At 37.2% G+C, this 22,401-nt stretch carries 25 protein-coding genes and 1 pseudogene; 16 read left to right on the plus strand and 10 right to left on the minus strand.

Annotation, left to right across the window (positions count from 1 at the left end; genetic code table 11):
• The first annotated feature begins 4 nt into the window (after nt 1-4).
• On the plus strand, nt 5-4,897 hold the full coding sequence (locus BR30_RS0123020; RefSeq protein WP_026567056.1) for a DUF4132 domain-containing protein: 4,893 nt from the start codon (nt 5-7) through the stop codon (nt 4,895-4,897).
• 53 nt (nt 4,898-4,950) lie between these two features.
• Here the strand turns inward: BR30_RS0123020 and BR30_RS34340 are convergent, their stop codons facing one another.
• Nucleotides 4,951-5,685, minus strand: a complete 735-nt coding sequence (locus BR30_RS34340; RefSeq protein ID WP_035445818.1) for a hypothetical protein — start codon at nt 5,683-5,685, stop codon at nt 4,951-4,953.
• Between the two features lie 439 nt (nt 5,686-6,124).
• Here BR30_RS34340 and BR30_RS0123030 point away from each other — a divergent pair, with 439 nt between their 5' ends.
• A complete protein-coding gene (locus tag BR30_RS0123030) occupies nt 6,125-6,325 on the plus strand; it encodes a cold-shock protein (protein WP_026567057.1) in 201 nt (66 codons plus the stop codon).
• 159 nt (nt 6,326-6,484) lie between these two features.
• The gene (locus BR30_RS0123035) at nt 6,485-7,324 is read left to right on the plus strand and encodes a hypothetical protein (RefSeq protein WP_026567058.1); all 840 of its coding nucleotides are present in this window, start codon (nt 6,485-6,487) and stop codon (nt 7,322-7,324) included.
• 109 nt (nt 7,325-7,433) lie between these two features.
• Here BR30_RS0123035 and BR30_RS37465 read toward each other — a convergent pair whose 3' ends face one another.
• Complete coding sequence (locus BR30_RS37465) at nt 7,434-7,592, minus strand: hypothetical protein (RefSeq protein WP_197032388.1); 159 nt, start codon at nt 7,590-7,592, stop codon at nt 7,434-7,436.
• A 197-nt stretch (nt 7,593-7,789) separates the two neighbouring features.
• Here BR30_RS37465 and BR30_RS0123045 point away from each other — a divergent pair, with 197 nt between their 5' ends.
• Nucleotides 7,790-9,148 (plus strand): MATE family efflux transporter, encoded by a 1,359-nt coding sequence (locus BR30_RS0123045; RefSeq protein WP_026567059.1) that lies wholly within the window; start codon nt 7,790-7,792, stop codon nt 9,146-9,148.
• Between the two features lie 151 nt (nt 9,149-9,299).
• On the opposite strand, the gene BR30_RS0123050 is transcribed toward BR30_RS0123045, so the two are convergent.
• On the minus strand, nt 9,300-9,497 hold the full coding sequence (locus tag BR30_RS0123050) for a hypothetical protein (RefSeq protein WP_026567060.1): 198 nt from the start codon (nt 9,495-9,497) through the stop codon (nt 9,300-9,302).
• A gap of 325 nt (nt 9,498-9,822) precedes the next feature.
• On the opposite strand from BR30_RS0123050, the gene BR30_RS0123055 reads away from it, so the two are divergent.
• From BR30_RS0123055 to BR30_RS0123075, 5 genes are all read left to right on the plus strand, one after another.
• Nucleotides 9,823-10,545, plus strand: coding sequence for a sigma-70 family RNA polymerase sigma factor (locus BR30_RS0123055; protein ID WP_026567061.1), 723 nt, complete (start codon nt 9,823-9,825; stop codon nt 10,543-10,545).
• Between the two features lie 27 nt (nt 10,546-10,572).
• Nucleotides 10,573-11,154, plus strand: a complete 582-nt coding sequence (gene clpP / locus BR30_RS0123060) for an ATP-dependent Clp endopeptidase proteolytic subunit ClpP (RefSeq protein ID WP_026567062.1) — start codon at nt 10,573-10,575, stop codon at nt 11,152-11,154.
• 522 nt (nt 11,155-11,676) lie between these two features.
• The gene (locus BR30_RS0123065; protein ID WP_026567063.1) at nt 11,677-12,159 is read left to right on the plus strand and encodes a COG4315 family predicted lipoprotein; all 483 of its coding nucleotides are present in this window, start codon (nt 11,677-11,679) and stop codon (nt 12,157-12,159) included.
• A 140-nt stretch (nt 12,160-12,299) separates the two neighbouring features.
• Nucleotides 12,300-12,755: a GNAT family N-acetyltransferase gene (locus tag BR30_RS0123070; RefSeq protein WP_026567064.1), complete on the plus strand. Its 456-nt coding sequence runs from the start codon at nt 12,300-12,302 to the stop codon at nt 12,753-12,755.
• A 21-nt stretch (nt 12,756-12,776) separates the two neighbouring features.
• The gene (locus BR30_RS0123075; RefSeq protein ID WP_026567065.1) at nt 12,777-13,163 is read left to right on the plus strand and encodes a YybH family protein; all 387 of its coding nucleotides are present in this window, start codon (nt 12,777-12,779) and stop codon (nt 13,161-13,163) included.
• Between the two features lie 57 nt (nt 13,164-13,220).
• Here the strand turns inward: BR30_RS0123075 and BR30_RS0123080 are convergent, their stop codons facing one another.
• Complete coding sequence (locus BR30_RS0123080; protein WP_026567066.1) at nt 13,221-13,541, minus strand: BC1872 family protein; 321 nt, start codon at nt 13,539-13,541, stop codon at nt 13,221-13,223.
• A 220-nt stretch (nt 13,542-13,761) separates the two neighbouring features.
• Here BR30_RS0123080 and BR30_RS36900 point away from each other — a divergent pair, with 220 nt between their 5' ends.
• Nucleotides 13,762-14,007, plus strand: a complete 246-nt coding sequence (locus BR30_RS36900) for a hypothetical protein (protein ID WP_026567067.1) — start codon at nt 13,762-13,764, stop codon at nt 14,005-14,007.
• 236 nt (nt 14,008-14,243) lie between these two features.
• Here BR30_RS36900 and BR30_RS0123090 read toward each other — a convergent pair whose 3' ends face one another.
• Nucleotides 14,244-14,465 (minus strand): hypothetical protein, encoded by a 222-nt coding sequence (locus BR30_RS0123090; protein ID WP_026567068.1) that lies wholly within the window; start codon nt 14,463-14,465, stop codon nt 14,244-14,246.
• A gap of 122 nt (nt 14,466-14,587) precedes the next feature.
• Here BR30_RS0123090 and BR30_RS38135 point away from each other — a divergent pair.
• A pseudogene (locus tag BR30_RS38135) lies at nt 14,588-14,707 on the plus strand (GNAT family N-acetyltransferase); the annotation flags it as partial.
• A gap of 34 nt (nt 14,708-14,741) precedes the next feature.
• Nucleotides 14,742-15,068, plus strand: coding sequence for an antibiotic biosynthesis monooxygenase family protein (locus BR30_RS0123095; RefSeq protein ID WP_026567069.1), 327 nt, complete (start codon nt 14,742-14,744; stop codon nt 15,066-15,068).
• A gap of 84 nt (nt 15,069-15,152) precedes the next feature.
• Here BR30_RS0123095 and BR30_RS0123100 read toward each other — a convergent pair whose 3' ends face one another.
• Both BR30_RS0123100 and BR30_RS0123105 read right to left on the minus strand, forming a co-directional pair.
• Nucleotides 15,153-15,371: a hypothetical protein gene (locus BR30_RS0123100; RefSeq protein ID WP_026567070.1), complete on the minus strand. Its 219-nt coding sequence runs from the start codon at nt 15,369-15,371 to the stop codon at nt 15,153-15,155.
• Between the two features lie 38 nt (nt 15,372-15,409).
• Nucleotides 15,410-15,727: a hypothetical protein gene (locus BR30_RS0123105; RefSeq protein ID WP_026567071.1), complete on the minus strand. Its 318-nt coding sequence runs from the start codon at nt 15,725-15,727 to the stop codon at nt 15,410-15,412.
• 311 nt (nt 15,728-16,038) lie between these two features.
• Between BR30_RS0123105 and BR30_RS0123110 the strand changes: the two genes are divergently transcribed.
• Together BR30_RS0123110 and BR30_RS0123115 are read left to right on the plus strand one after the other, a co-directional pair.
• Complete coding sequence (locus BR30_RS0123110) at nt 16,039-16,617, plus strand: DeoR family transcriptional regulator (protein WP_026567072.1); 579 nt, start codon at nt 16,039-16,041, stop codon at nt 16,615-16,617.
• Between the two features lie 19 nt (nt 16,618-16,636).
• Nucleotides 16,637-17,290: a YcnI family copper-binding membrane protein gene (locus tag BR30_RS0123115; protein ID WP_026567073.1), complete on the plus strand. Its 654-nt coding sequence runs from the start codon at nt 16,637-16,639 to the stop codon at nt 17,288-17,290.
• 81 nt (nt 17,291-17,371) lie between these two features.
• Here the strand turns inward: BR30_RS0123115 and BR30_RS0123120 are convergent, their stop codons facing one another.
• On the minus strand, nt 17,372-18,109 hold the full coding sequence (locus BR30_RS0123120; RefSeq protein ID WP_026567074.1) for a metallophosphoesterase family protein: 738 nt from the start codon (nt 18,107-18,109) through the stop codon (nt 17,372-17,374).
• A gap of 72 nt (nt 18,110-18,181) precedes the next feature.
• Nucleotides 18,182-19,276 (minus strand): AbrB family transcriptional regulator, encoded by a 1,095-nt coding sequence (locus BR30_RS0123125; RefSeq protein WP_026567075.1) that lies wholly within the window; start codon nt 19,274-19,276, stop codon nt 18,182-18,184.
• A 163-nt stretch (nt 19,277-19,439) separates the two neighbouring features.
• Here BR30_RS0123125 and BR30_RS0123130 point away from each other — a divergent pair, with 163 nt between their 5' ends.
• A complete protein-coding gene (locus tag BR30_RS0123130) occupies nt 19,440-19,955 on the plus strand; it encodes a hypothetical protein (RefSeq protein WP_026567076.1) in 516 nt (171 codons plus the stop codon).
• Between the two features lie 50 nt (nt 19,956-20,005).
• On the opposite strand, the gene BR30_RS0123135 is transcribed toward BR30_RS0123130, so the two are convergent.
• Nucleotides 20,006-21,271, minus strand: a complete 1,266-nt coding sequence (locus tag BR30_RS0123135; protein ID WP_026567077.1) for an MFS transporter — start codon at nt 21,269-21,271, stop codon at nt 20,006-20,008.
• Nucleotides 21,272-21,507: 236 nt separating this feature from the next.
• Between BR30_RS0123135 and BR30_RS34345 the strand changes: the two genes are divergently transcribed.
• Nucleotides 21,508-22,308: an HAD family hydrolase gene (locus BR30_RS34345; RefSeq protein ID WP_081825547.1), complete on the plus strand. Its 801-nt coding sequence runs from the start codon at nt 21,508-21,510 to the stop codon at nt 22,306-22,308.
• Nucleotides 22,309-22,401: the final 93 nt, after the last annotated feature.

Here is a 22,401-nt window from a genome sequence, read left to right on the forward strand (position 1 = left end):
CTGTATGAGAACAAAAAATAAAGAATTATATTATGAAGGTTTGGTAGCGAAAGCAAGCCAAGAACTTACTGGTACCGAAAAGCAACTAGCACTCTTGATCCTAAAATTAGAGAATGCAATCTATCTGGTAAGAGACGCAAATCATCTAGAAATCAGAAAAATCATCCAGGGACAAGAAAGTCCAAGGGACCCCATTATTTACGAACCACTTGTGAAAATTGCCCACACCTTACTTGGGTCTAGGTACGGGACAATTTTTCAATATATCGTGGACCATAAGTGTGAATATCCATATAGTGAAGGATTTGATCGACGGCCATTTCGGACGAAAAATCTCGAGTATCACCATAATGGATTGATCGATAGTTTCTTGTACCTTGTAGACTTGGATTTCGAAGAATTTTCAATTATCGAATATCTAACTACTCGAGACAATTTGTCCATTTATAATCCTGTGATCGGGGATGTAATTGCATATGAAATTGACCAAAAAAATCAACAGGTAATCCAAGCCTTAAGAGAAGTTATTTTCAGTGAAAATAATGGTGCTTTGTTAAACTATGAGATGATGAAAGGTATATTTAAAAGTCATAGTGTAGAAGGATATAAAATGCTTGGCGATTTATTCCTAGCCGCGCGTCTCCAAGAGGGCTTACGTCAAAGTATCGTCGAAAATATGGATGAAGGTACATTAGAAGCTACTAAGTACATGTTAAAAATCATTCTCGACAACAATCTTATTCGTTACAGTTCTGTCATTCGGGCCCTTGACGTTTGGACCGGACTGGACCTGCATGCCTCTAATACAAGAGTCACTAAACAATCACTTGAATATGTGGCTGCTTCGTTAAGCGATCCACAATTAAGGGTACAAGGTCTGCAAAGTGAAAATCTCAATACTCTTTATATTAGTCTCTGGGCAACGGCCGCTCATGAAGAGAACGATGTTAAGGATGCGATCCGCTTCCTGATGGAAAATGGAGCAACCTATCATAAGGTAATGGCCCAATACTTTTTAACACAAAGTCAAAATTTGAGGTTGAGATTTGAGTTATCCTATCCCTATTTACATGAAACGAATTTAGAACTGCAATATTATCTGCTCTCAAACTATGTGTATGAATACGAGGTCCAGTGGTCGTATCATTCTGAAAAAAATGAAAGCACACTTTCAGTTCACCATATCCCAGTTTTAGAAAACAAGCAAGAACGCTCTCGTCATTTTGAGTTGTTCAAAAACATGTTTCTGCAAATGCCTAAAAGAGAGGTTTCCATCGAATCTAAAGCCATCAAAGGACTAACGATCACCTTCTCATTAGATGAAATAGCTAGAAAACTGATGTTCTTAACTGCTTATGATTTGGACAAGGATTGGTTACAGCAATTAATAGAATGGAAAGACAAACTCAGTGCAGACTTAAGAGAAAATCTCCTCTCTTTTTTTATTAAAGATTACGATGATCACATACAACGAGCGTTCCTATTTGCAAGTCTTGCTGACAAAAGTATCAATAATCGTGAAATTGCACTTGCGCACATAAAAAAAATAGACCTTCTACAAGGTGAGATAGAAAAAGTCGAAGCGATATTAAAATTAAAAACGGGCGCACTACGTCAAGGAGCCATTCAGATATTAATAGGGCTTTCAAGGGATGAACTAGCTGAATCAGTTGATCGCTTATTAACCAGTAAAGCGGAGCTGCAACGTGTCGGTGCACTTGAAATCATATCTGAAGTCAGTGACCAAGGAGAACGTGAGCGACTGGTTACCGTGTTTAAAAATAAAATCGCTCAAATGAAAGCTACCTCAAAAGAACAAATATTAATTGATAAGTTGTATCAGCCAGATGAATTCAGTCTTGGAAATGGGTTTGGATTATTTGACCCCAACCATCAAGTAAACCTAGAACTACTCGAGCACCCTAAACTAGAGTTAAATAACCTTTTCCATTCATCTACAGATACGATCAAACAATTTCTCCATGGTTTAGACGCTTTAGTTCATGAACATCGTCATGTCGAATATGAAGTTGAGTGGTATGATGGCTCCAAGGACACATTGCATATTGGCGAGGAATTAAGGTGCCCTAACCATGAGGAGGAACAACAGAAACTCGGGTATTTCCCGTTATCCGAAGTTTGGCAGGAGTATTTTAATGGCCAAGGTTTATCGGCATCAGCAATCATTCAAACGGCTTACTTCCTCCATTCACACAGGATTTTCACTTATTACCACAATATGCTGGATGTATGGGACGTAATGGATTATCCGAGGGTAGAGGGCTGGAGAAAAACATTTTTAGAAGAAATTTTACCAATCGCAAACATCGAAGAAATGAATGACTATATCGATGACCTTAATTATCGGTCCCAAGTAGAAACGCTGTTCGATGCTTATTTACTGAGTCAGAATTCGAAAGAATTTTTCGAAATCATCAGTTCGGTTTTAAATTATCTCGTGCATTCGATACCAGAGGGGCGGCTCAAAACTGAATACAAGTTGCTAGATTTTCTCGCCGAACCTTGGCTGGAATGGGCAGAACAATTTATCAATGATGATGAGGATTTTGATGTATATTTCAAACTTCATTATCAGTTATATACAATCGCTAATTTTGAGAGTTTTCTCCCTTCAATGGAAGATTTAGCAAAAGCTTATGATTGTAACCTTATCGATGAACAGGTGATTTTTCGAGAGCTGGTTGGTCGAAAGGAGACTAGTAGAGACTATCTTTCAGAATTAACCAATCCCAAGGGTCAAGTGATAAAAAAATATCCATACATGAAGCCGATAAAAGATCGAGTAGTTCAAAGGATTTTAGATATTGAGCTAAAACGAGGGGATCTCCAGACAGATGTAACCACCGTAGCTATGGGAATTGAACGTCATGAAGGCATAGAATCTTTTGTTCAAATCCTAGTAGGACTTGATAAAGAATCGTTCGTACGCGGATATATTTATGGTTATGGTAGCGAACTTTCGAAAAAAGAGGTGTTCTCTCACTTATTAAAAAACAGTTATCCAAAAGAGGGAGAAAGTGACGAACACCTCCAGGAATTTTTAAATGGAAAGAACATCTTGGAAAAAAGGTTAGTGGAGGCAGCCATGTATGCCCCGCAATGGCTAGACCTTGTGTCTAAGTACTTAAATTGGAATGGTTTGAGGAGTGCTGCCTGGTATTTTCATGCCCATATCAACGAGACCTTTTCTAAGGAAAAAGAAACGATTGTCGCACATTATTCGCCAATTTCACCTCAGGATTTTCAGGATGGTGCCTTTGATATCCGTTGGTTTAAAGAATGTTACGAGCAGTTGGGAGAAGAACGTTTTCAAATTCTTTATCAGTGTGCAAAATACATCTCGTCGGGTGCCAATCATCGCAGGTCACAACTATTTGCCGACGCAGCCTTAGGGAGGTTGGAACTTGAAAGCACGGAAAAAATCGTTCAGGAAAAAAGAACGAAGGATCAGGTGTTAAGCTATAGTTTGATTCCTGTGAAAAATGAACAAGATGTTCTAAACAGGTATGTATTCCTCCAAAAATTTTTACAGGAAAGTAAGAAATTTGGTGCACAACGCCGAGCTAGCGAAGCAAAAACGGTCACAATTGCTCTTGATAACCTCGCCAGAAATGCAGGTTTCAAGGATGTGACAAGGCTGAAGTGGGCGATGGAAGCCAAGAAAATGGAAGAGATTATGCCATATCTTGAGCCAAAAATTATTGAAGATTTAACCGTCCAGCTCGTAATTGATGCGAATGGACGTGCAGATATCCAAGTTGTGAAAGCTAATAAGGTTCTAAAATCTTTACCAGCTAAGTACAAGAAGCACGAATATGTGGGTGTCTTAAAAGAATATAAAGCTGATTTAAGGGAGCAACATAAACGAGCAAAAGAAGAATTGGAACGTTCGATGGAGCTTGGAAATAGCTTTGTTTTAGATGAAATAAACAAGATGATGAAAAATCCAGTATTGGTACCACTCATGACTGCATTGGTATTAAAGGTAGAGAATCATCTAGGCTATTTTGAAGACGGTTCTCTCATTGGGGTTGGGCAGGTTAATAAGTATTCAATCCAGGATACAGATGAAATTTACATCACTCATCCAGTCCATCTCTATGAAAGCGGGAAATGGAGTGATTTCCAGCGGGATTTATTCGCACGGAAGGTAAAGCAGCCATTCAAACAGGTATTTAGAGAAATTTATTTACCGAATCAGGATGAACTAGCAGCCGGAACGGGAACAGGGAGATACGCGGGTCACCAAATTCAGCCGCAGAAAACAGTGGCTTTATTAAAAAATCGCTTGTGGACGACTAGCTATGAAGTTGGCTTACAAAAAGTCTATTATAAAGAAAATATTATTGTACAGCTTAATACTTTAGCGGATTGGTTCTCTCCTTCGGATGTCGAGTATCCGACCTTAGAAACAGTGGAATTTTTCGACCGTCTGACTTTTCAACCGCTTGAAATAAAAAATATTCCGAAGTTGATTTTCTCGGAAACCATGAGAGATATTGATTTGGTTGTCAGTATTGCCCATGTCGGTGGGGGTGACCCAGAGGCGAGCTTAACGACGATTGAAATGAGAAGGGTTATTGTCGCGGAGTCGGTTCGATTAATGAAATTGGAAAATGTAAGAATTGAGGGAAATTTTGCGCTGATTGGGGGAAGTCTCGGCGAATATAGCGTTCATTTAGGTAGTGCAAATGTGTATAAGCAGGCAACAGGGGCTATTTATATTGTTCCGGTCCACTCGCAACAGCGCGGTCGAGTTTTCTTACCCTTCATGGATGAAGATTCTAAAACCGCAGAAATTGTTTCAAAAGTGCTCATGTTAGCGGAGGATAAGAAAATCAAGGATCCGTTTATATTGGAACAGATCAAAAACTAGCCATTTTTCGTTCATACAACAAACAGACCGCTGCTTAATTGGCAGCGGTCTTATTATGGTTGATAAATGTTAGACAAAACGGGTCTGGTGATAAGGTTCATTAGATAGGCAGGGATCCGAGCGTCGGGCTTTCTTTTTTTATTTAGGAAGGTAATGATGGTGTCTGCCTTTTTAATACCAACACCATGGCCGTAGTATTGGTCATCGGCCATAAAAATCACATTTTCGGCACGCCAATGGGATTCATTGGGATTGACGTCTGGATTATTAAAATGCACGATGTCACCAGGTATGAAATCATCCCCATATTTTTGAGTAAGCCTTAAATCGTTATCAAATTGCCAATCCAATAAGAGAAGACCGTCAAAAAGGAGGTCAAACCTTCTGCTTCCAATGGTATAAAGGGCAGCAAGATATAAGACAATGGCAATTCCTGTTGAACAATCAAACGCATAAAGCTTTCCATTCTTTAAGACATCCAGAATGGCCTCCGAGGGCCTTACATTTGGCTTTATGAGGAAACCGCCGTTACTTAAACGAGTCCAATACTTTTTATTGCAAAAGGCATACTCAAAGGTCGTAAACTGTACCTTACTATTATTAAGGGCTCGTGCTGCCTTAAGCGTATTGGTTCTATACAGCAGCACAAATTCCAAATGACTTATAGACTGGTACTGAAATATTTCCTTTGATTTGTCCATTCTTGTAATGATGTCTTTTTGTTCTTTCGTTGTTAGGATGTCACTGAGGTCGCCCACGTGAATCGTTTGCTGATTAATTTTTATCATCTATTCACCTGCTTTCCTTAAACAACAACTCCTCCTAAAAAAGTATGAAAGTTTCACACTAAAGTTTACAACAATTGAAACAATTGATTTAGTTTGGAGGTATTTTTAAAAAAAATTGTTGTATGTACGCATGTCTTACCTGGTTTTTCTTATATTAAAATAATTTTATGGAAGATTTTTCTATGAAAATTAAGAGTAAACTCAAATTTATGGCACCACGAGGAAAAAGAACTAGTGCGTATTACCTACAATATTTTACAAAATAAATAATAAATTCCTTGTATGCATTTGCATTGTTTACGACCATCTGTTATAGTAAGGGAGAATTATTTTTGTTTGTCGGTAAGGAATAAAAGGCGTAACTGCTTTTTGTCTGGAAGATTTGAACAAGGGTAGTAATTTTATTGTGTGCACAGCACACAGCAGGAGGATACAACAAATGGAACAAGGTAAAGTTAAATGGTTTAATGCAGAAAAAGGTTTTGGATTCATCGAGCGCGAAGCTGGAGACGACGTATTCGTACACTTCTCTGCTATCCAAGGCGAAGGTTTCAAATCTTTAGACGAAGGTCAATCAGTTACGTTTGAAGTAGAACAAGGCCAACGTGGACCACAAGCTACTAACGTACGTAAAGCTTAATCTAAACCACATAAATGTACGGAAAAGGCTCTCATGTAGAGCCTTTTTTTAATTTCTTAAAAAAGATTGGGAGAAGAGGTCGAAAAGCCCTTTTCCCTTTTTTATTGTAATATTTTAAAATATAATGAATCTAAGTACATAACGGAAGGAAGTGGCAGGATGATCATCCAGCGGCCTCAATTGGAGCAATCTGAATTAACAAAGTATATTCCACCAAAAGGTGATTATGAAACGTTCCGTGACAACGATCATTATAAGGAGAAATTGAAGGAATGGGGACTATCCTCTGCGCGCGAAGCGAAAAAAGAGTTCTGGTACAAGGACCGAAATTATCAGCGTATGGTGACCATTAAGGGTTACGAAACTTATGGAAATGCGATGGACATTAACACCTTAGTGATTGAATTCCAAGACGGAAATCTGACATGTATCCACCCGGCTTATTTAAAAGAAATGCAGCAATCAAGCTTTGGAAAAGAAAGCTTATTAACTTTTGATGAAAAAGAAACGCCTGACAAAGATGGATCTCAAGATGATGCAAATTTACTTGCAGAGGTTATGACAGAAGATACACCTTTAAACACCGAAGAACCTGCTAAAAAGGAAGAAGCATCGAAACCTGCAAAAGCGAAGGAATCAAAACCGAAGAAAGCAAAGGCTCCTAAACTTGATCTCCCGGTTGATAAGGTACATTTTACAGCTTGCGTCAAACAGTTCGCGCTCGTTTACAATCCATTTAATGAAGAAAATGATGAAGTGGTCGTCCTTGAAAATGTACAGATCGTCTCTGAGGAAAATCCTCTTGAAATCGGACTAGCTTGGTGCAGCCATAGCAAGACACTTAAAAAGTTTGAACTGGCTATCGGTGATTCCCTTGAATTTGATGGGAAAGTGGCTGCCAAGAAACTTGGAAAAGGGAAAGATGTGGAAGAAGAATTCTTAGTAGATGTTCCTGTTTTGTACAAAGTCAATAATCCATCGAAAATCGTAAAGAAATAGGACTCTCTTTATAGAGGTCCTATCTTTATCAAGTAAGAAAAAATGTCACTACTCTTTTTTGGAAACAGTTGAATAATACAGAAATGAAAAAACCACTTAGAGTGGTTTTTTAATCGCGCATTGCTCCTGCCTCTCGGGATGTCATTGCACCTTGTCCTTCGCTTACATCTTTTTGAATTTCTTGTTTTACTTTTTGTACATCCGTTCCTGCAAATTCGGGTTGCATAATGGAACCCAAATTCTCTTTTGCTTGTTGATCCTGTGGCATACAAGTCCTCCTCAACTTATGGTTTAACCATCTTATTTTTTACAACCACCCTCATTTTATTTAAAGAAATAGGACCATTCTGAATGTGTTTTTAAAATATAGACTCTTTAATGGCTCTCCAAATTAAATGAGGAATATTCATCCATTATAGAGTATAATGAAGGTTCGGATTTTTATTTTTCAAGGAGAATCTATTTATGAAGCAAACCTTTACTTTAAAGGAAAAAACAAAACAAATATGTATCTTGTTAATTCCAATCTTAATTACACAGCTAGGCATGTTTTCAATGGTGTTTTTCAATACGATTATGTCTGGAAAATATAACTCAACTGCGTTAGCCGGAGTGGCGATTGGCTCCTCCATATGGAGCCCCATTTTCACAGGGATAAGTGGAATTCTCCTTGCTGTCTCACCCATTGCCGCACAACGCTTTGGGGAAAAAAAGAGCCATGAAGTCGCATCTGTTGTAAAGCATGGAATTTATCTCTCATTATTGATTGCGCTCGTGGTTATCCTCTTTGGCTTCTTTTTGTTAGACCCTATTTTAGATAAAATGAATTTGAATGCCGGTGTTCAAGAAACGGCTTTTCATTATCTAATCGGACTTAGCTATGGAATCCTGCCATTATTTATTTTTAATGTACTAAGATCATTTATCTACGCACTAGGCAAAACTCGGGTCATCATGATTATCATGCTTTTGTCGTTGCCATTTAATTTCTTTTTAAACTATGTGCTCATCTTTGGAAACTTAGGCTTTCCAGAGCTTGGTGGTGCGGGGGCAGGTTACGCAACATCTATAACTTATTGGGGGATTATGGTGATGACTGTGTTTATCGTCAGAACTAAAGAACCATTTTCATCGTACCCGGTATTTGATGATTTCAAAGAATTTTCGTGGGATAAATGTAAGGAGATACTAAAGATCGGCGTGCCGATGGGGCTTTCAACGTTCTTTGAAACAAGTATGTTCGCAGTGGTTACGATTCTATTAAGTAAGTTTAATGTCACCACCATTGCTGCCTATCAATCAGCTTTAAATATCGTTTCATTTTTGTACATGATACCAATTAGTATTTCGACGGCACAAACGGTTCTTGTTGGGTATGAAGTAGGGGCTCGGCGTTATAAAGATGCTAAACAATACAGCTGGTTGGGGATTTATCTAGCGATCTTGATTGCCGTTTTCACGGGATTATTTGTCGTGATTTTCCGCTATCAAGTTGCCGGTTTTTACTCGAATGAAACAGAGGTTATTAATTTAACCGCCAATTTCTTAATCTTTGCGCTGTTTTTCCAAATTTGTGATGCCATTCAGGCGACGGCACAAGCGGCCTTAAGAGGATATAAAGATGTCAATCTAGCCTTTATTATGACCTTAATCGCTTATTGGTTAATCTGTCTTCCAGCAGGATACCTGCTTGCCCACTACACAAGTCTGGGAGCAAGAGGTTACTGGCTCGGATTAACCATCGGACTCCTCGCCGCAGGAATAGCCCTATCCATCAGACTTATCTACATCCAAAAACGGAAATTCGTCAAAGCGGTTATGTAGTGTGCCCAATTGGAAAAGTAAAAAAATGTAATGGCGTCTATGCCATTACATTTTTTTATTTTTTGCTCTGCGATTTTTGATAAATCTTCTAAAAATTCCTCCAATAAATGAAAAAGACGCCACTCTATGAAGAATGACGTCTTGAAAACTATTAATATAATTTTTTTAGATTAAATAATTTAGAGAATAAAGTTTGATTTTTATCCGTTATCATTAATTCTTCCATAATTAGTTTTTCTTGATTGGTATTAATCCAATTTTGTAATTCTTGTTTGTCTTTACAAAGCGTATAATATGTTTCTCCACCTTTTCCAAGTGCGTTGACAACATATCTACAAGTGTTCGCCATAATGTCCACCTTTAAATATAAATTAGTTTCATATATGGATTATAACAGGGTTAAAAAAATAGTCCATCATTATTTTTCCCCATTTTTTTCAAATATATAAGACACTAAAAATGGATAGTACTGTCTCTTTAGTATTTGAAGGTAGTTAAACGTTTTCAACATTTTTTTGGTTTATTGATTTTCTTTTGCATTCTAAAATGGTCAAGTTTATATTAGAAAGCACAAACATAAAGTAACTGTATACAAAAGAAAATTTATTACCCCCGTATCTTTTCATCCAACTTAAAACGTTAAAAGGGTAGAGAGTGCAAAAGGAGTGAAATGAATGTCACACAAACTCAAGATTGACAACATAGAAGGACTAGGACATGAGAGTAGGTTTGATGAAGATTATTGGATCGAGAATTATCCAAAGCTCCAACGATATTGTCATTTTCTCACCCGAAATCGATGGGATGGAGACGAAATCGCTCAGGAGACGTTTATTAAGGCTTTAAAATATGACAGCCACCAGTATAAGGTGTCGTCAGCTTTACTCAATAAGATTGCCTATAATCATTGGATTGATATGCTGAGAAAAAGAAAGAATGAAACCGTGGAAGCGGATCTTGATTTTGCCAATGATGCTTTCATTCATAAACTGGATGAGACAAGGGAAACGGTTGATCAACTCCTGAAAAACTTCACACCCAACCAGGCTATCATCTTTTTGTTAAAAGAGGGCTTTCAATATCATTTAAAAGAAATCGCCTTAATTTTGAACTCAACAGAAATGGCAGTGAAGGCCAATCTTCATCGCGCCAAAAAGCGGCTGGAAAAAGCAAACGAAGAGGGGTCGCTTCATTCGGTTGAATGGTTTTGGAATGAGGAAGAAAGGAAACTGCTCTCAGACCTATTTTATGAAGCATTGAAAAACCAAGATCCAACCATCCTCATTCAATCGATTCGTTCGCGATCAACGAATAGTGAAGCCCCTAAACTTGTTTCAGATAAAATACGTACCAAACCAACTTTCACTCCTTCAAGCACTCTCTGTATGGCTGCCTAGCCAAATCGCTTTCAAGGAGGGATTGGAATGAGTACCATTCCATATGTAATTGAACAATCTAATCGTGGGGAACGCTCCTATGACATTTACTCAAGACTGTTAAAGGACCGAATTATCATCATTGGTGATGAGATAAATGAACATACGGCCAATAGTGTCGTGGCCCAATTGTTATTTTTAGCAGCAGACGCACCAGAGAAAGAAATTTCACTCTATATCAATAGTCCAGGAGGTTTAACCACTGCGGGTTTTGCCATCTTTGACACCATGCAATACATTAAGCCAGATGTGAGAACGATTTGTACAGGGATGGCGGCCTCATTCGGGGCGATGCTACTCCTTGCAGGGAAAAAGGGAAAACGTTATGCTTTGCCAAATAGTGAAATTATGATCCATCAGCCTCTCGGAGGGGCAAAAGGGCAGGCAACGGAAATCGAAATTTCCGCAAGAAGAATTTTAAAGCTCAGAGAGCACATCAATCAAATTATTTCAGAACGAACCGGCCAACCGCTTGAAAAAGTAGCAAAGGATACGGATCGAGATTATTTTATGAGTGCCGAGGAAGCGAAAGAATATGGGATCATTGATGAGATTCTTTATCCACAATAAGTTTTCTTGAGATGAACCTCAGAAACATTAAATTTCCCAACTTTAAATTAAAGACTTCCGCTTTCGGGTGCTTTCTTATTAAAAGACACAAGAATTGACGTATGAATTGGCATACGTCATTTTTTTTATTTATCAAGGATCAAGAGGGTGCGTACTTTTCGGTTGGGGGATTAGGTTAAGCACCTAAGCTGATAAATAGACGGAAAAATTCCGCCTAATTCGTAATTATTATTAAAAAAGGCTTAAATAGACGGAGAGATTCCGCCTAATAACTCGAAAAACGTGAAAATAGGAGATTTTGCTTTGCATAAGCGGAAACTCTCCGCTTATTTTACTTTTGCTGTTTACTCGATTAAGGACAAGACATCTTATTTATATCTCAAAAATCCAAGAGGACCTCATTTTGTTGTATTACGGTGAGGATTGGTATTGAAAAGGACAAAAAAATTTTTTTCATCAAACCGTTTTAAAACATTGTCCGTTTCCTTTAATGTAAACAACCATATTTGAGGAGGAATTTAAATGAAAAAGTATGCATATTTCTTTTCCGTCTTCTTTTTACTCTTTTTGCTAGCTGCCTGCAGTAATGGGAAAAAGGAAGCTACAAAAGAGGATAAACCAAAAAGTGACACATCCACTATTGACAAAGGGAGTACAAATGATAGTTTACAATTATTAGAGGATGAAAAAGTAGGAAAATACTTAGCGGATTCAAAAGGAATGGCGTTGTACTATTTTACAAAAGATCAAATTGGGAAGAGTGTGTGTAGTGGAGATTGTTTAGTCAACTGGCCGGCGTTTACTGCCACAGATTTCGATGTTCCAGATGGTTTTAACAAAAGTGATTTTGGTACAATTAAGCGAGAAGATAATGGAGCCGAACAGGTGACGTACAAAGGATATCCACTTTATTACTGGATCAAAGATAAAGCAAAAGGGGATGTAACAGGGCAGGGTGTAGGAGATGTGTGGTTTATTGTAAATGCAGAAACCACTTTCAAATAGTATTAGGCTTTTACACAGTATATTTCGTTTAAGAAAGCTGCCATTGGCAGCTTTTTTGGTGTGAAAAGGAAAATAGACTAGCAAAAATCCAGTTAATAGGTTAATATTTTCCAATAAAAGGTCCTAAGGTGGGATGTTGTTTGGAAATAAAAATCGATGATTTAACCGGAACAGATGTTGCAAAATTGATAGGTGAACATCTTCACAATATGAAACAAAATTCACCGCCAGAAAGTATCCATGCCCTAAATCTTGATCAATTGCAAAAACCAGAGATTACTTTTTGGAGTGCATGGGAAGGAAAGGAATTACTTGGATGCGGGGCTTTGAAAGAACTTGATAATCAACATGGGGAGATCAAATCGATGCGAACCTCATCCTCACAATTAAGAAAAGGAGTAGCTAAACGTATGCTCCAACATATTATTGAAGAAGCAAAACAGCGTGGCTACAACAGACTAAGTTTAGAAACGGGTTCAATGGATGCTTTCGAACCTGCAAGAAGACTGTATGCAAGCTTCGGGTTCCGCTATTGTCATCCGTTTTCGGATTATACCGAGGACCCCAATAGCGTATTTATGACAAAGGAAATATAAGTTGGTTGGGAGGAATCGATAATGGAACACGAATTGAAAGAGGTAATCAAAAAATGTGACCTTGCCATCAAACAAGAAGATTTTGATACGCTGATGAATTACTATACGGATGATGCCATTTTGGTTGTTAAACCCGATATGATTGCACGAGGAAAATCGGAAATCAAACAAGCATTTATAGCCATTGCAAATTACTTCAATAACAGTATCGTTCCCACACAAGGGGAAATGGTTATTTTAGAAGCTGGGGATACGGCGTTAGTGGTTTCCCAGACGTTTCTTGTAGCTGATAGAGATGATTCGGAATATTCAATGGATCGAAAGGCAACCTATGTATTTAAGAAAAATTCTCAAGGAGAATGGCTTTGTGCAATTGATAACTCATATGGTACTGAATTAATAAAATAAATAGAAAAAGGAGTTGGTTACCTGCCATTAGTAGGTAATCAACTCCTTTTTTATCATTTAGCATAATTGGGACCAAATAGTAGATCGATCTTCTACATTATTTTCTATGATGGAGTAGGCAGCATTCGTAATGGCTTGTGAAAGGGTTTTGCCAGTGGCACGGATATCATTGAAGCTAGCCTCAGATTCTCCATTAGATGTAAATGTATAGCCATAATCCTTTAATCTTTCAACAATGAGCATGGCATGGTCAAGATTATGCTCAGGTTGAAAGTCTGATTCGTGAATGAATGTACCCTTTTCATAATCATACCACCGATCCCATCGATTTAACTTCCAACCTAGAATTCTACGTGCAATTGAATCCGTTTTGTTCATTCCATTTACCTCTTTTCTCCATTTTTTTAATTCGGCTCAACTGTTATGTAACAGAATGTTTATTATGTTTATATTGTATAACACGTAATTTAATTTGACTACTATTTATTTGAATTTTAAAAAAATAAATAATAATTATAAAGGGAAATGTTATTTTTGATCTTAGAATCGCATTATTTACACATTACAATAAAAAAAGAGGTGAACAATTCACCTCTCAATGGTACTGTATAATATTACTTCTCTCGGTGCGGGTACATTTGGTGCCATTGCTGCCATGTACCATGTGGATGTTGATGATGCCACTGCTCCCAAGGCACCCAAGGATGCTGTTGCTGCCATTGATGATGAGTACCATGAGGATAGTGGTGATGCCACTGCTGCCAAGGCATATAAGGGTGCTGATGATGCCATTGCTGCCATGAACCTTGAGGATGTTGATGATGCCACTGCTCCCAAGGCATAAATTGAGATTGTGATTGACCATGACCGTGAGTCATTCATTTCACCTACTTTATAATAAATTCTATATAGCTTATGCAAAGCATGTTTTTAAGGGTATATTTCATCTGAATTTAGGCAGGATTGACGAATATTTACGCAATTGAAATTAAAAACACATGGATGTCCATACTTAAAAAAACGGACATAAAAAGAACGCACATATTAGATCAAATCTAACATGTACGTTCTTTTTCACGTTTATCGCTTTTTCTTTTTGGAATTATCGACAACAAATGTACTTTTTTTATTAACGACCTCTATGGTAACTTGAACATGGACATGTAGTTCATCAACATTTTTAACACTCGATACCTTAGCTTTACGACCTTTAATTTTTAACTCTTCACCTTCAGTTGGAACACGTTGAAGCAGCTGAGTTAATAAAACATTATTGTTTTCGATAAAATGAACAGCATACATGTTAGTCTCACCTATTTCTTTTGGTATGTGATACATAAAAAAAGCTCATATAAAATATATGAGTTAGATGAAGAGCACATTACTAATAATAAAAATTTGAAAACTGCTGCCCATATCAAACGGACGAAGCAGGGATACGGCTATATAATAAAATGGGATTTGAGATTGAAGGAACCAAACGGCATTCGTTATACATTGACGGTGAATTTGTGGATGAATACTATTTGGCAAAGCTTTTGTAATTCAATTAGAATAAACGCAGAGGGGGACGAGAATTTGAGTGGGATTGCGAAAACACCTGAACCACCTTACTACGCAGTGATTTTTGCATCACAACGAACAGAAGGTGACAAAGGATATGGAAAAATGGCGGACAAAATGGTGGAGTTAGCCGCCATGCAAAAGGGTTTCTTAGGTGTGGAAAGTGCGAGGGATGAGCAGTTAGGAATTACAGTTTCCTATTGGGATACTTTAGAATCCATTAAAGAATGGAAGGAAAATGCCGCTCACAAAGTAGCACAAGAAAAGGGGAAATCAGATTGGTACAAAAGCTTTTCCCTTAGAGTTTGCCGTGTTGAGAGAGATAATTTTTTTGAGATGTAGATATGATTTTTCAGATATGGAAATGAGTATATGTAATGTCTTTAATAAGTTTCATCTGCCATCGCAGGCAGGTGAAACTTTTTTTTAGACCAATATCTTCACATCTATTATTCTTACAAAACGTACTAAAGATGAATCAATTTTAAAAGTCCCTTGATCATTTTTCACGATAAAGTATTTGTTTTGATTCAGCTTTTCAACTACTTCTTGTTCAACATCTTCTTTTTTGACATTAGCTTCTTTAAAAAATTTTTCGATAATTATTTCATTATCAAATGTATAGCATACCGTATATTCTTTCAAACTAATTACCCTTTCTATAATTAATATGTAGATACTATTTATTTCTTTTCGACTTTGACTAACCCGTTGCCTAAATTATTCTTATCGAAATAACATATAACGACATCATGAATTTGTATCTTATCACCTGAAAGTATGTTCTTAGAAGAAAAAATTATGTCTGTACCGTCGTCACTTTTTCCGTAATATTGATTCCCTTTAATTTTAGTAATCTTATATTCTACTGTAGTGAATTTAGATGAAACTTGTTTATTTGATATTGATTCATTAACAGGAGCTGAAGTATGATTTCGTACTAATACTAAAGCTAATAATATTGATGAGAGCACCGAAAGGATGATTACTCTTTTAAACATTTGATCTCAACCTCCTTCTATGTATTTTAAGAGATAAGCAGGGAAAGTAAATCCTTCTATCTTCCTCTAGTCTTTAGACCTATGTCGGAATGCAATCGTTTTCCTGTTGATATTTATAGGTATTTTTTACCGTGCAACTGAAATAAATCCAACTGGACCTTCATACAATTATTAACATGTTACTTTTTGTGAGAAATTGTGAATTCGCTGTTGAAAATTCACATATTGTTCACATTAATACATTGTAAATGTATTAATAGCACTTTAATCTATTTATAGAGATGAAGTTTTACCCTGAAGGAGGTGCAAGTATGTTACCTATTGAACGTCGACAGCAACTATTTACCTGGTTAAATCAAGAAGGCACTCTTTCGATAACAGAGATTAGCAATCGTTTACAGGTTTCTGAAATGACCGTTTATCGAGATATTAAGCCTTTAATTGAAGAAAAAAAGATCATTAAAACTTCAGGAGGAATCTCAATAGCACAAGTTACAAATGTATCATCAACAGCATGTACATATTGCTTGAAGGAATCAAACAGCCGCCATCCTGTTCAAATTATTACACATGAGTTAAGGGTAGAACAACTATGTTGTCCTCATTGTGGTTTATTACGATATAAGGACATAGAAAAAGATGTTTCACAAATCATTTGCCGTGACTTTCTTCAAGATACGACCATTAGTGCTAAAATGGCTTACTTCTTATTGGATTCCGATTTTAATTTGAATTGCTGCCAGCCCCAAGTATTAGCATTTGATTCATTAAAACATGCAGAGCAATTTCAAAAAGGCTTTGGCGGAATTGTTCTTCGATTCGAAGAAGCTATATTAGAAATACAAATAAGAATGAATGGTCAAAGTGGATGTGGATGTAATAATAAATAAACAAAGAGGAGCAATCTAAATGAAACGTATAATGAAAAAGGTCTCTAAAGTAACTTTACCAGCATTATTAGGTTTGTTTTTATTTTCAAGTGTGGCAAGTGCCCATGTAACAGTAGTGCCGAAAACTTCAACAACTGGTGCGTGGGAAACGTATACGGTCAAAGTTCCAGTTGAAAAGGATGTAGCTACAACCAAATTCACGTTAAAAGCACCTGCTGGAGTTGAAATTAAGTCCTATCAGCCTGTCCCTGGTTGGAAATATTCTGATGAAAAAGATGAGAAGGGCATAGTAAAATCAATTACATTCGAAGCAACAGGGGAAGGGATCTTAGCAGGTCAATTCCAACAATTTACCTTTGTTGGAAAAAACCCTGAAAATGCAACGAAAGCCGCTTGGGATGCTTTTCAATATTATAAGGATGGCAGTATCGTAGAATGGACAGGGGACGAAGACTCAGATAGCCCTCATTCCATCACAGACATTGTTGTAGGAACTTCAACTGATCAGCACGCTGATAATGCTAAAAAGGAAGAAACGACAAAGGAAGAAACCAAAACTGTGGCAGCTGAAACACCAGACTCTAAAACCTCTAATTCTCTTCCACTCATTTTATCGGTTGTTTCTGTCTTGTTATCATTAGGGGCTCTCGTATTGGCCATTCGTAAAAGGTAATAAACCATCAAAAAATGACCCATTCATAATGAATAGGTCATTTTCATTTTTTGAGTGCAAATATGAAAGGGAGACTCAATATTACATATACTTCAAATGCTGATTTCCAAAAAAGCCCTTCAAAATATAATCTCCATCAGGGACATTTAGTCTTTTAAAACCCAATAAAAACTCCTTATTGTCATAAGGCACTTCTCTAAAAGCAACGGAAACTTCTCCTTGATCACCAATTGTTAGCACAGCATAGACTGCAAATGATTGATAGTTGCAGCCCAAGGAGCTTGGATTGAGATATAGTCGCCCATTGGATTTAAAGTGGTGAATCACGTGATGGTGTCCAAAACAAATGATATCGGCAGTAGATGTTCGGTAATGTTCATCAAGCTTCGCTTCGGTTGGTTCTTTATCTAATGGGATAAACACATGTTGGTCACTTAAATGGTAATGAACAAAAAACAATCTCTTATCATTGTAAACCGCATCTAGTGTCACTGGGATCTCATCTAAAAAAGGAATAAACCCCCGGTCAATATGAGCTGCAATCCATTGATGATGGACTTTCTCCTTACCTCTGCTATAGGGTTCTCTACCAGCAATGATATCCAAAATGGCTTCATCGTGGTTTCCCATGACAAAAGAAATATCAGTACGTGAAGTTAAGAGCCGAAGAACCTCGTTTGTTTCATACCCAATCCCAATCAAATCCCCTAAACAATAAATATGCTCCGTCGTTTTGTCCTTATCAATATCATCCAAAACAGCTTTTAAAGCTGAATAATTCCCATGAATATCTGTAATGATGGCTATTTTATGTTCCATTTTTATATCTCCGTTTTTCTCATAGTTTAACTACTTGTAATCAATAAAATACAAATAATTGAAACAAGAAATTTAAGGAGTGTTTACCGTCTTTCCCATCCCGACTTTAAAAATCCATCTAAGAATTGGAGGAACGACAAAGTAAATAAAAAGGAGGCGAAAGATTTGAAAGCCCGTCACCATGGATAAATCGGCATGGATGGCATGCGCGAGAATTCCCATCTGATCCATGCCCCCAGGAGCTAAGGCTAAAAAACTGGTGGAATGGCTAATATGGTAAAAACTAACGAGCAGCATACTTAACCCAATGGAGACAAGGATCATAACCATCCCACTGATGAGTGCTAGCGAAATAATTTTTGTTTTATGTTCGAGTTTCTCGGGTTTTAATAATAGCCCAATATAAGCTCCAATAAAAAATTGGGAGGCATCCAACAAGGATGGAGGTAACGCTGGCCCATGTGACCCAATTAAATTGAAAATAGCTGTTCCTATTATTGGCCCTAATAAATTCGGGGTAGGAAAGTGAAGTTTTCTAGCAAGCAATGCACAAACCACACAAATTAACCCAAACCAAATAATGTTTGGAAAAAGAGGTACATGGGAGACAGCACCACCAGTAACCAAGTCAGACACTGTGTCGGATGAATTTTTAAAAAGCGGTCCAAAGATAAGAAAGGGAACAAAGAAAATAATCATAATCAATCGAGCAACTTGAAGAAACGTAACCGTCGTTATGTTAATACTTTTTAATTCTTCTGCAAAAATTATCATTTGGGAAAGCCCGCCAGGAATACTGCCAATCAAGACGGTTGGATAATCGACCCCAGACAGTTTGGATACGACGAAAGCGATTCCAGCACAACAACAAACGAGCAATACCGTCATCAGCAACATAGAAGGCAGTTTTGCCACGATTTCCAACAGTGCTTCTTTTGTAAACGAGAGTCCGATGGAATATCCAACCATCACTAAGCCGGTATCTCGAATCATCCTTGGCCAGTAAAACTGAACTTTTCCGAAACGAGAGCCAATTAATACGGCGGACATTGGTCCAAGCAGCCAAGGAATCGGTGAATGGATTCTGGAGAACAAAAACCCTCCGATTAATGCGGTTACCAATGTAACACAAAATCGAACCCTTTTATCGTCAGTAGTAAAATTCATCAAAGAAAACCCTTCTGTCTATATTAATTGTTTAATTATTCCTGTCCTTGACATAATTTTATCATGATGTGGAAATTTTATCTAAACTTAAGTAATTTAGGATGGATTTACACATAATAAAGGAGAAAATTTATCCAATACATTCTTAAAAGGAGAGTAATATATGAAAGCACCACTTATATTAGGACTCGGTATTACCTTCTTTTTATTCGTTCCACTTGGAATCTATACAAATAACTTCCCGTTCTGCGCGATTGGATTAACTGGTGCCGGGTTATCATTTTTATTATTTAGTTTAAAAGTAAAGAATGACTGGAAGGGTTTCAATAGAGTGCAGAAATTACCCTATATCGGCTCATCAATTCCCTGGGCCTATCGGATTGGTATCCTTGGAATTGGAGCTGCAGCCTTGTATAGCGCTTCTTCCTACTGGGCCGATTCACCTGCGTACCTGAAGAAGAATTATGCGAAAATAGAGGGAATTCCTTCAAAAATTGTTTACGAGAAACTTTCTACAAAGGGTGAAATCCAAGGGACAATTATGGTTATTATCAATAACAAACGACTAATCATTTCTCCAAATCCACGGTATCCGATCAAAAACAATGTGGAAGGTCGTCATTTCCTGATTAACTATTTGCCTAACACCGAATGGGTCATGGATTATACAATCGAATGAACGAAAAAAACTAGGAAACTCACGTTCTGTTTCCTAGTTTTTTTCGTTCGTTAATTTACTTGTGTCTGGTGAACGACTTCTTTACGTTTTTCAATGATAATTAATCCACCGAATAACCCTAGAATGGAGAAAAGTACAGGGATCATAAAACCATAATGGTAGCCGACGCTACTTGCAGATGAATGGAAATGGTCTAAAACTTTCCCGAAAATGCTAGGTAAAAGCACAGCGCTTAAAAATCCACCCATGTTGGCAAAACCAGAAACCACTCCGACCTCTTTGATATCAAAGGATTTTCTGACAATCGCAAAGGTTAAGGCACTCGCACCATTTCCATACCCAATAACAAAGAAAATAATCGTAAGCATCAGGATTGGCGGCTTTCCGTTCATGATTAAGAATGACACCCAGGATAAAGCTACAATGCAGTGAACAACAATGTAGATTCGTTTAATAGAGTCGAAGCGGCTGGAAATCCAGCTAGTTAAAGGAGCACCAATAATTGCTCCGACAAGACCGATCATAATCAGCTGACTTGAATCTGAACGAGACAACCCATAAACATGCATCCCATATGGGACAGCCCACGAACCAATAAATCCTACATACGTACCTACAGCACCAAAGTGACAAAAGAATGCGGCCCATGCTTGACGTGTGGTAAAAATCCGGCGTAACAAAATCAGCGTATTTTCACGTGGTTTTTTGGGTTTATTACTAGCAGTACTTTTCCACGTCATTTTCTTAGGTTTTTTTATGAGTACGATATAAAGAAGGACGCTACAAAGAACTAATAAAATTCCTGTTGTAAAAAAAGGTACACGCCAGCCGGAAACCGTAATCCATGTCGAAAGCGGAACGGTTGCTAGTAAAAAGCCAAAACTACCTGCCATTCCCGCGATACCTAGTAATCCAACAAATTCTCTTACTTTAAACCACTGACTAAGGATCAATACTAAATTAACCCATATCGCCGCATCACCCATACCTACCAATAATCTAGCCAAAAGAAATACGACTTCTTGTGAGGCCGTACTATAAATTAACGTACCTATCCCTGTAAGCAACGCCCCTATAACTAGAAAGAAGTTAGGACCAAATCGATCGGCCAAGATCCCTATGGGAATTTGTAAACCAGCATACGCAAAGAATTGAATACTTGCCAATAATCCAATCGTAGAGGCGGTAATGTTAAAATCTTTCATTAATTGGTCGGAAATCAATCCAGGAGCCGTTCGTTGACTCACAATTAGTAAATACGTTAATAAAACTGACACAAAAACGACCCATCGATACTTGCTATTTTGTTTTTCCAATGATCTCTACTCCTGTTAGCTATAATTTTCTTATTATACTACATAAATTTGGATTTTTGTCTTTTAAGGCACTGACTTTGTTTAGTGCTACTATTATATTTAAATTATTAATTCCACGATTAAAAAGTCCTATAATACAAATGCACCAACTTTAAATGGGAAAGGCTCATATTATCATGAAAATGATTTAAACCCATATACTTAGTTTACACCATTATTAAAGGGGGAATTGGTTCATGAATCAACAAACCTTAATATTGGATTTAGATGACACCTTAATTCATTGCAATAAATATTTTGTAGAATCGAGAAACAGATTTGCAAATGTGATGAAGAAATGGTTTACATCGGTATCAAAGCAAGAAATCCTCGAAAAGCAATCTGAAATTGACATAAAAGGCGTTGAAATAAAAGGCTTGCATTCTTCCCTATATACGCAATCCTTGGTGGCAACCTATCGGTATTTTTGCCTAAGATTTGGAAGGAGACTGAAGGGGTCTGAAATTAATCAAATTGAAAAAATTGGTCAAAGTGTTTTTCAAAGAAAGGTAAAACCGTTTCCATATATGTATGATATCCTTGATACCTTACAAGCTGATGGACATCAATTATTATTATTTACAGGAGGGGATGAGGCAAATCAAAGGAGAAAAATTACCCAATTGGGCTTAACGGATTACTTTGAGGACAGAATCTTTATTTTTGAACATAAGAACACAGTTGCATTGCAGCAGATTCTAAATAAAATCAACACAGATAAAAAGAGTACTTGGATGATTGGGAATTCACTCAAGACGGACATCAAACCGGCGCTTGAACTGGGAATCAATGCGATTCATATTCCTGCAGAGATCGAGTGGAGCTATAATATTGTCGATATCGAAATCGAACCAAGCGGGACTTACGCTCAATTAAAATCACTTGTACATTTGCCAGAGTTTATTAGAGAACAAGCATATAATACTGCAATAAATAGGGGAAGGAATTCTGTCAAAGAAATACTGTCAACATATTTAAATAAAGAGGTTAAAGCCTAAACGAATGAAGTAGAGTGGTTTCCGTATGGGAACCACTCTTTATTTGTTTAAAAAGTTAATTTATTAGAATAGTAGTTATGGCTGATTTAGAGT

It is taken from the genome of Bacillus sp. UNC41MFS5, from assembly GCF_000686805.1.

Bases quoted from the DNA above. Each gene is read 5' to 3' on its own strand.
- BR30_RS0123020 (WP_026567056.1), top strand. From the start codon at position 5: ATGAGAACAAAAAATAAAGAATTATATTATGAAGGTTTGGTAGCGAAA.
- BR30_RS34340 (WP_035445818.1), bottom strand. From the start codon at position 5,685: ATGATAAAAATTAATCAGCAAACGATTCACGTGGGCGACCTCAGTGAC.
- BR30_RS0123030 (WP_026567057.1), top strand. From the start codon at position 6,125: ATGGAACAAGGTAAAGTTAAATGGTTTAATGCAGAAAAAGGTTTTGGA.
- BR30_RS0123035 (WP_026567058.1), top strand. From the start codon at position 6,485: ATGATCATCCAGCGGCCTCAATTGGAGCAATCTGAATTAACAAAGTAT.
- BR30_RS37465 (WP_197032388.1), bottom strand. From the start codon at position 7,592: ATGCCACAGGATCAACAAGCAAAAGAGAATTTGGGTTCCATTATGCAA.
- BR30_RS0123045 (WP_026567059.1), top strand. From the start codon at position 7,790: ATGAAGCAAACCTTTACTTTAAAGGAAAAAACAAAACAAATATGTATC.
- BR30_RS0123050 (WP_026567060.1), bottom strand. From the start codon at position 9,497: ATGGCGAACACTTGTAGATATGTTGTCAACGCACTTGGAAAAGGTGGA.
- BR30_RS0123055 (WP_026567061.1), top strand. From the start codon at position 9,823: ATGTCACACAAACTCAAGATTGACAACATAGAAGGACTAGGACATGAG.
- clpP (WP_026567062.1), top strand. From the start codon at position 10,573: ATGAGTACCATTCCATATGTAATTGAACAATCTAATCGTGGGGAACGC.
- BR30_RS0123065 (WP_026567063.1), top strand. From the start codon at position 11,677: ATGAAAAAGTATGCATATTTCTTTTCCGTCTTCTTTTTACTCTTTTTG.
- BR30_RS0123075 (WP_026567065.1), top strand. From the start codon at position 12,777: ATGGAACACGAATTGAAAGAGGTAATCAAAAAATGTGACCTTGCCATC.
- BR30_RS0123080 (WP_026567066.1), bottom strand. From the start codon at position 13,541: ATGAACAAAACGGATTCAATTGCACGTAGAATTCTAGGTTGGAAGTTA.
- BR30_RS36900 (WP_026567067.1), top strand. From the start codon at position 13,762: ATGGTACTGTATAATATTACTTCTCTCGGTGCGGGTACATTTGGTGCC.
- BR30_RS0123090 (WP_026567068.1), bottom strand. From the start codon at position 14,465: ATGTATGCTGTTCATTTTATCGAAAACAATAATGTTTTATTAACTCAG.
- BR30_RS0123105 (WP_026567071.1), bottom strand. From the start codon at position 15,727: ATGTTTAAAAGAGTAATCATCCTTTCGGTGCTCTCATCAATATTATTA.
- BR30_RS0123110 (WP_026567072.1), top strand. From the start codon at position 16,039: ATGTTACCTATTGAACGTCGACAGCAACTATTTACCTGGTTAAATCAA.
- BR30_RS0123115 (WP_026567073.1), top strand. From the start codon at position 16,637: ATGAAACGTATAATGAAAAAGGTCTCTAAAGTAACTTTACCAGCATTA.
- BR30_RS0123120 (WP_026567074.1), bottom strand. From the start codon at position 18,109: ATGGAACATAAAATAGCCATCATTACAGATATTCATGGGAATTATTCA.
- BR30_RS0123125 (WP_026567075.1), bottom strand. From the start codon at position 19,276: ATGAATTTTACTACTGACGATAAAAGGGTTCGATTTTGTGTTACATTG.
- BR30_RS0123130 (WP_026567076.1), top strand. From the start codon at position 19,440: ATGAAAGCACCACTTATATTAGGACTCGGTATTACCTTCTTTTTATTC.
- BR30_RS34345 (WP_081825547.1), top strand. From the start codon at position 21,508: ATGAATCAACAAACCTTAATATTGGATTTAGATGACACCTTAATTCAT.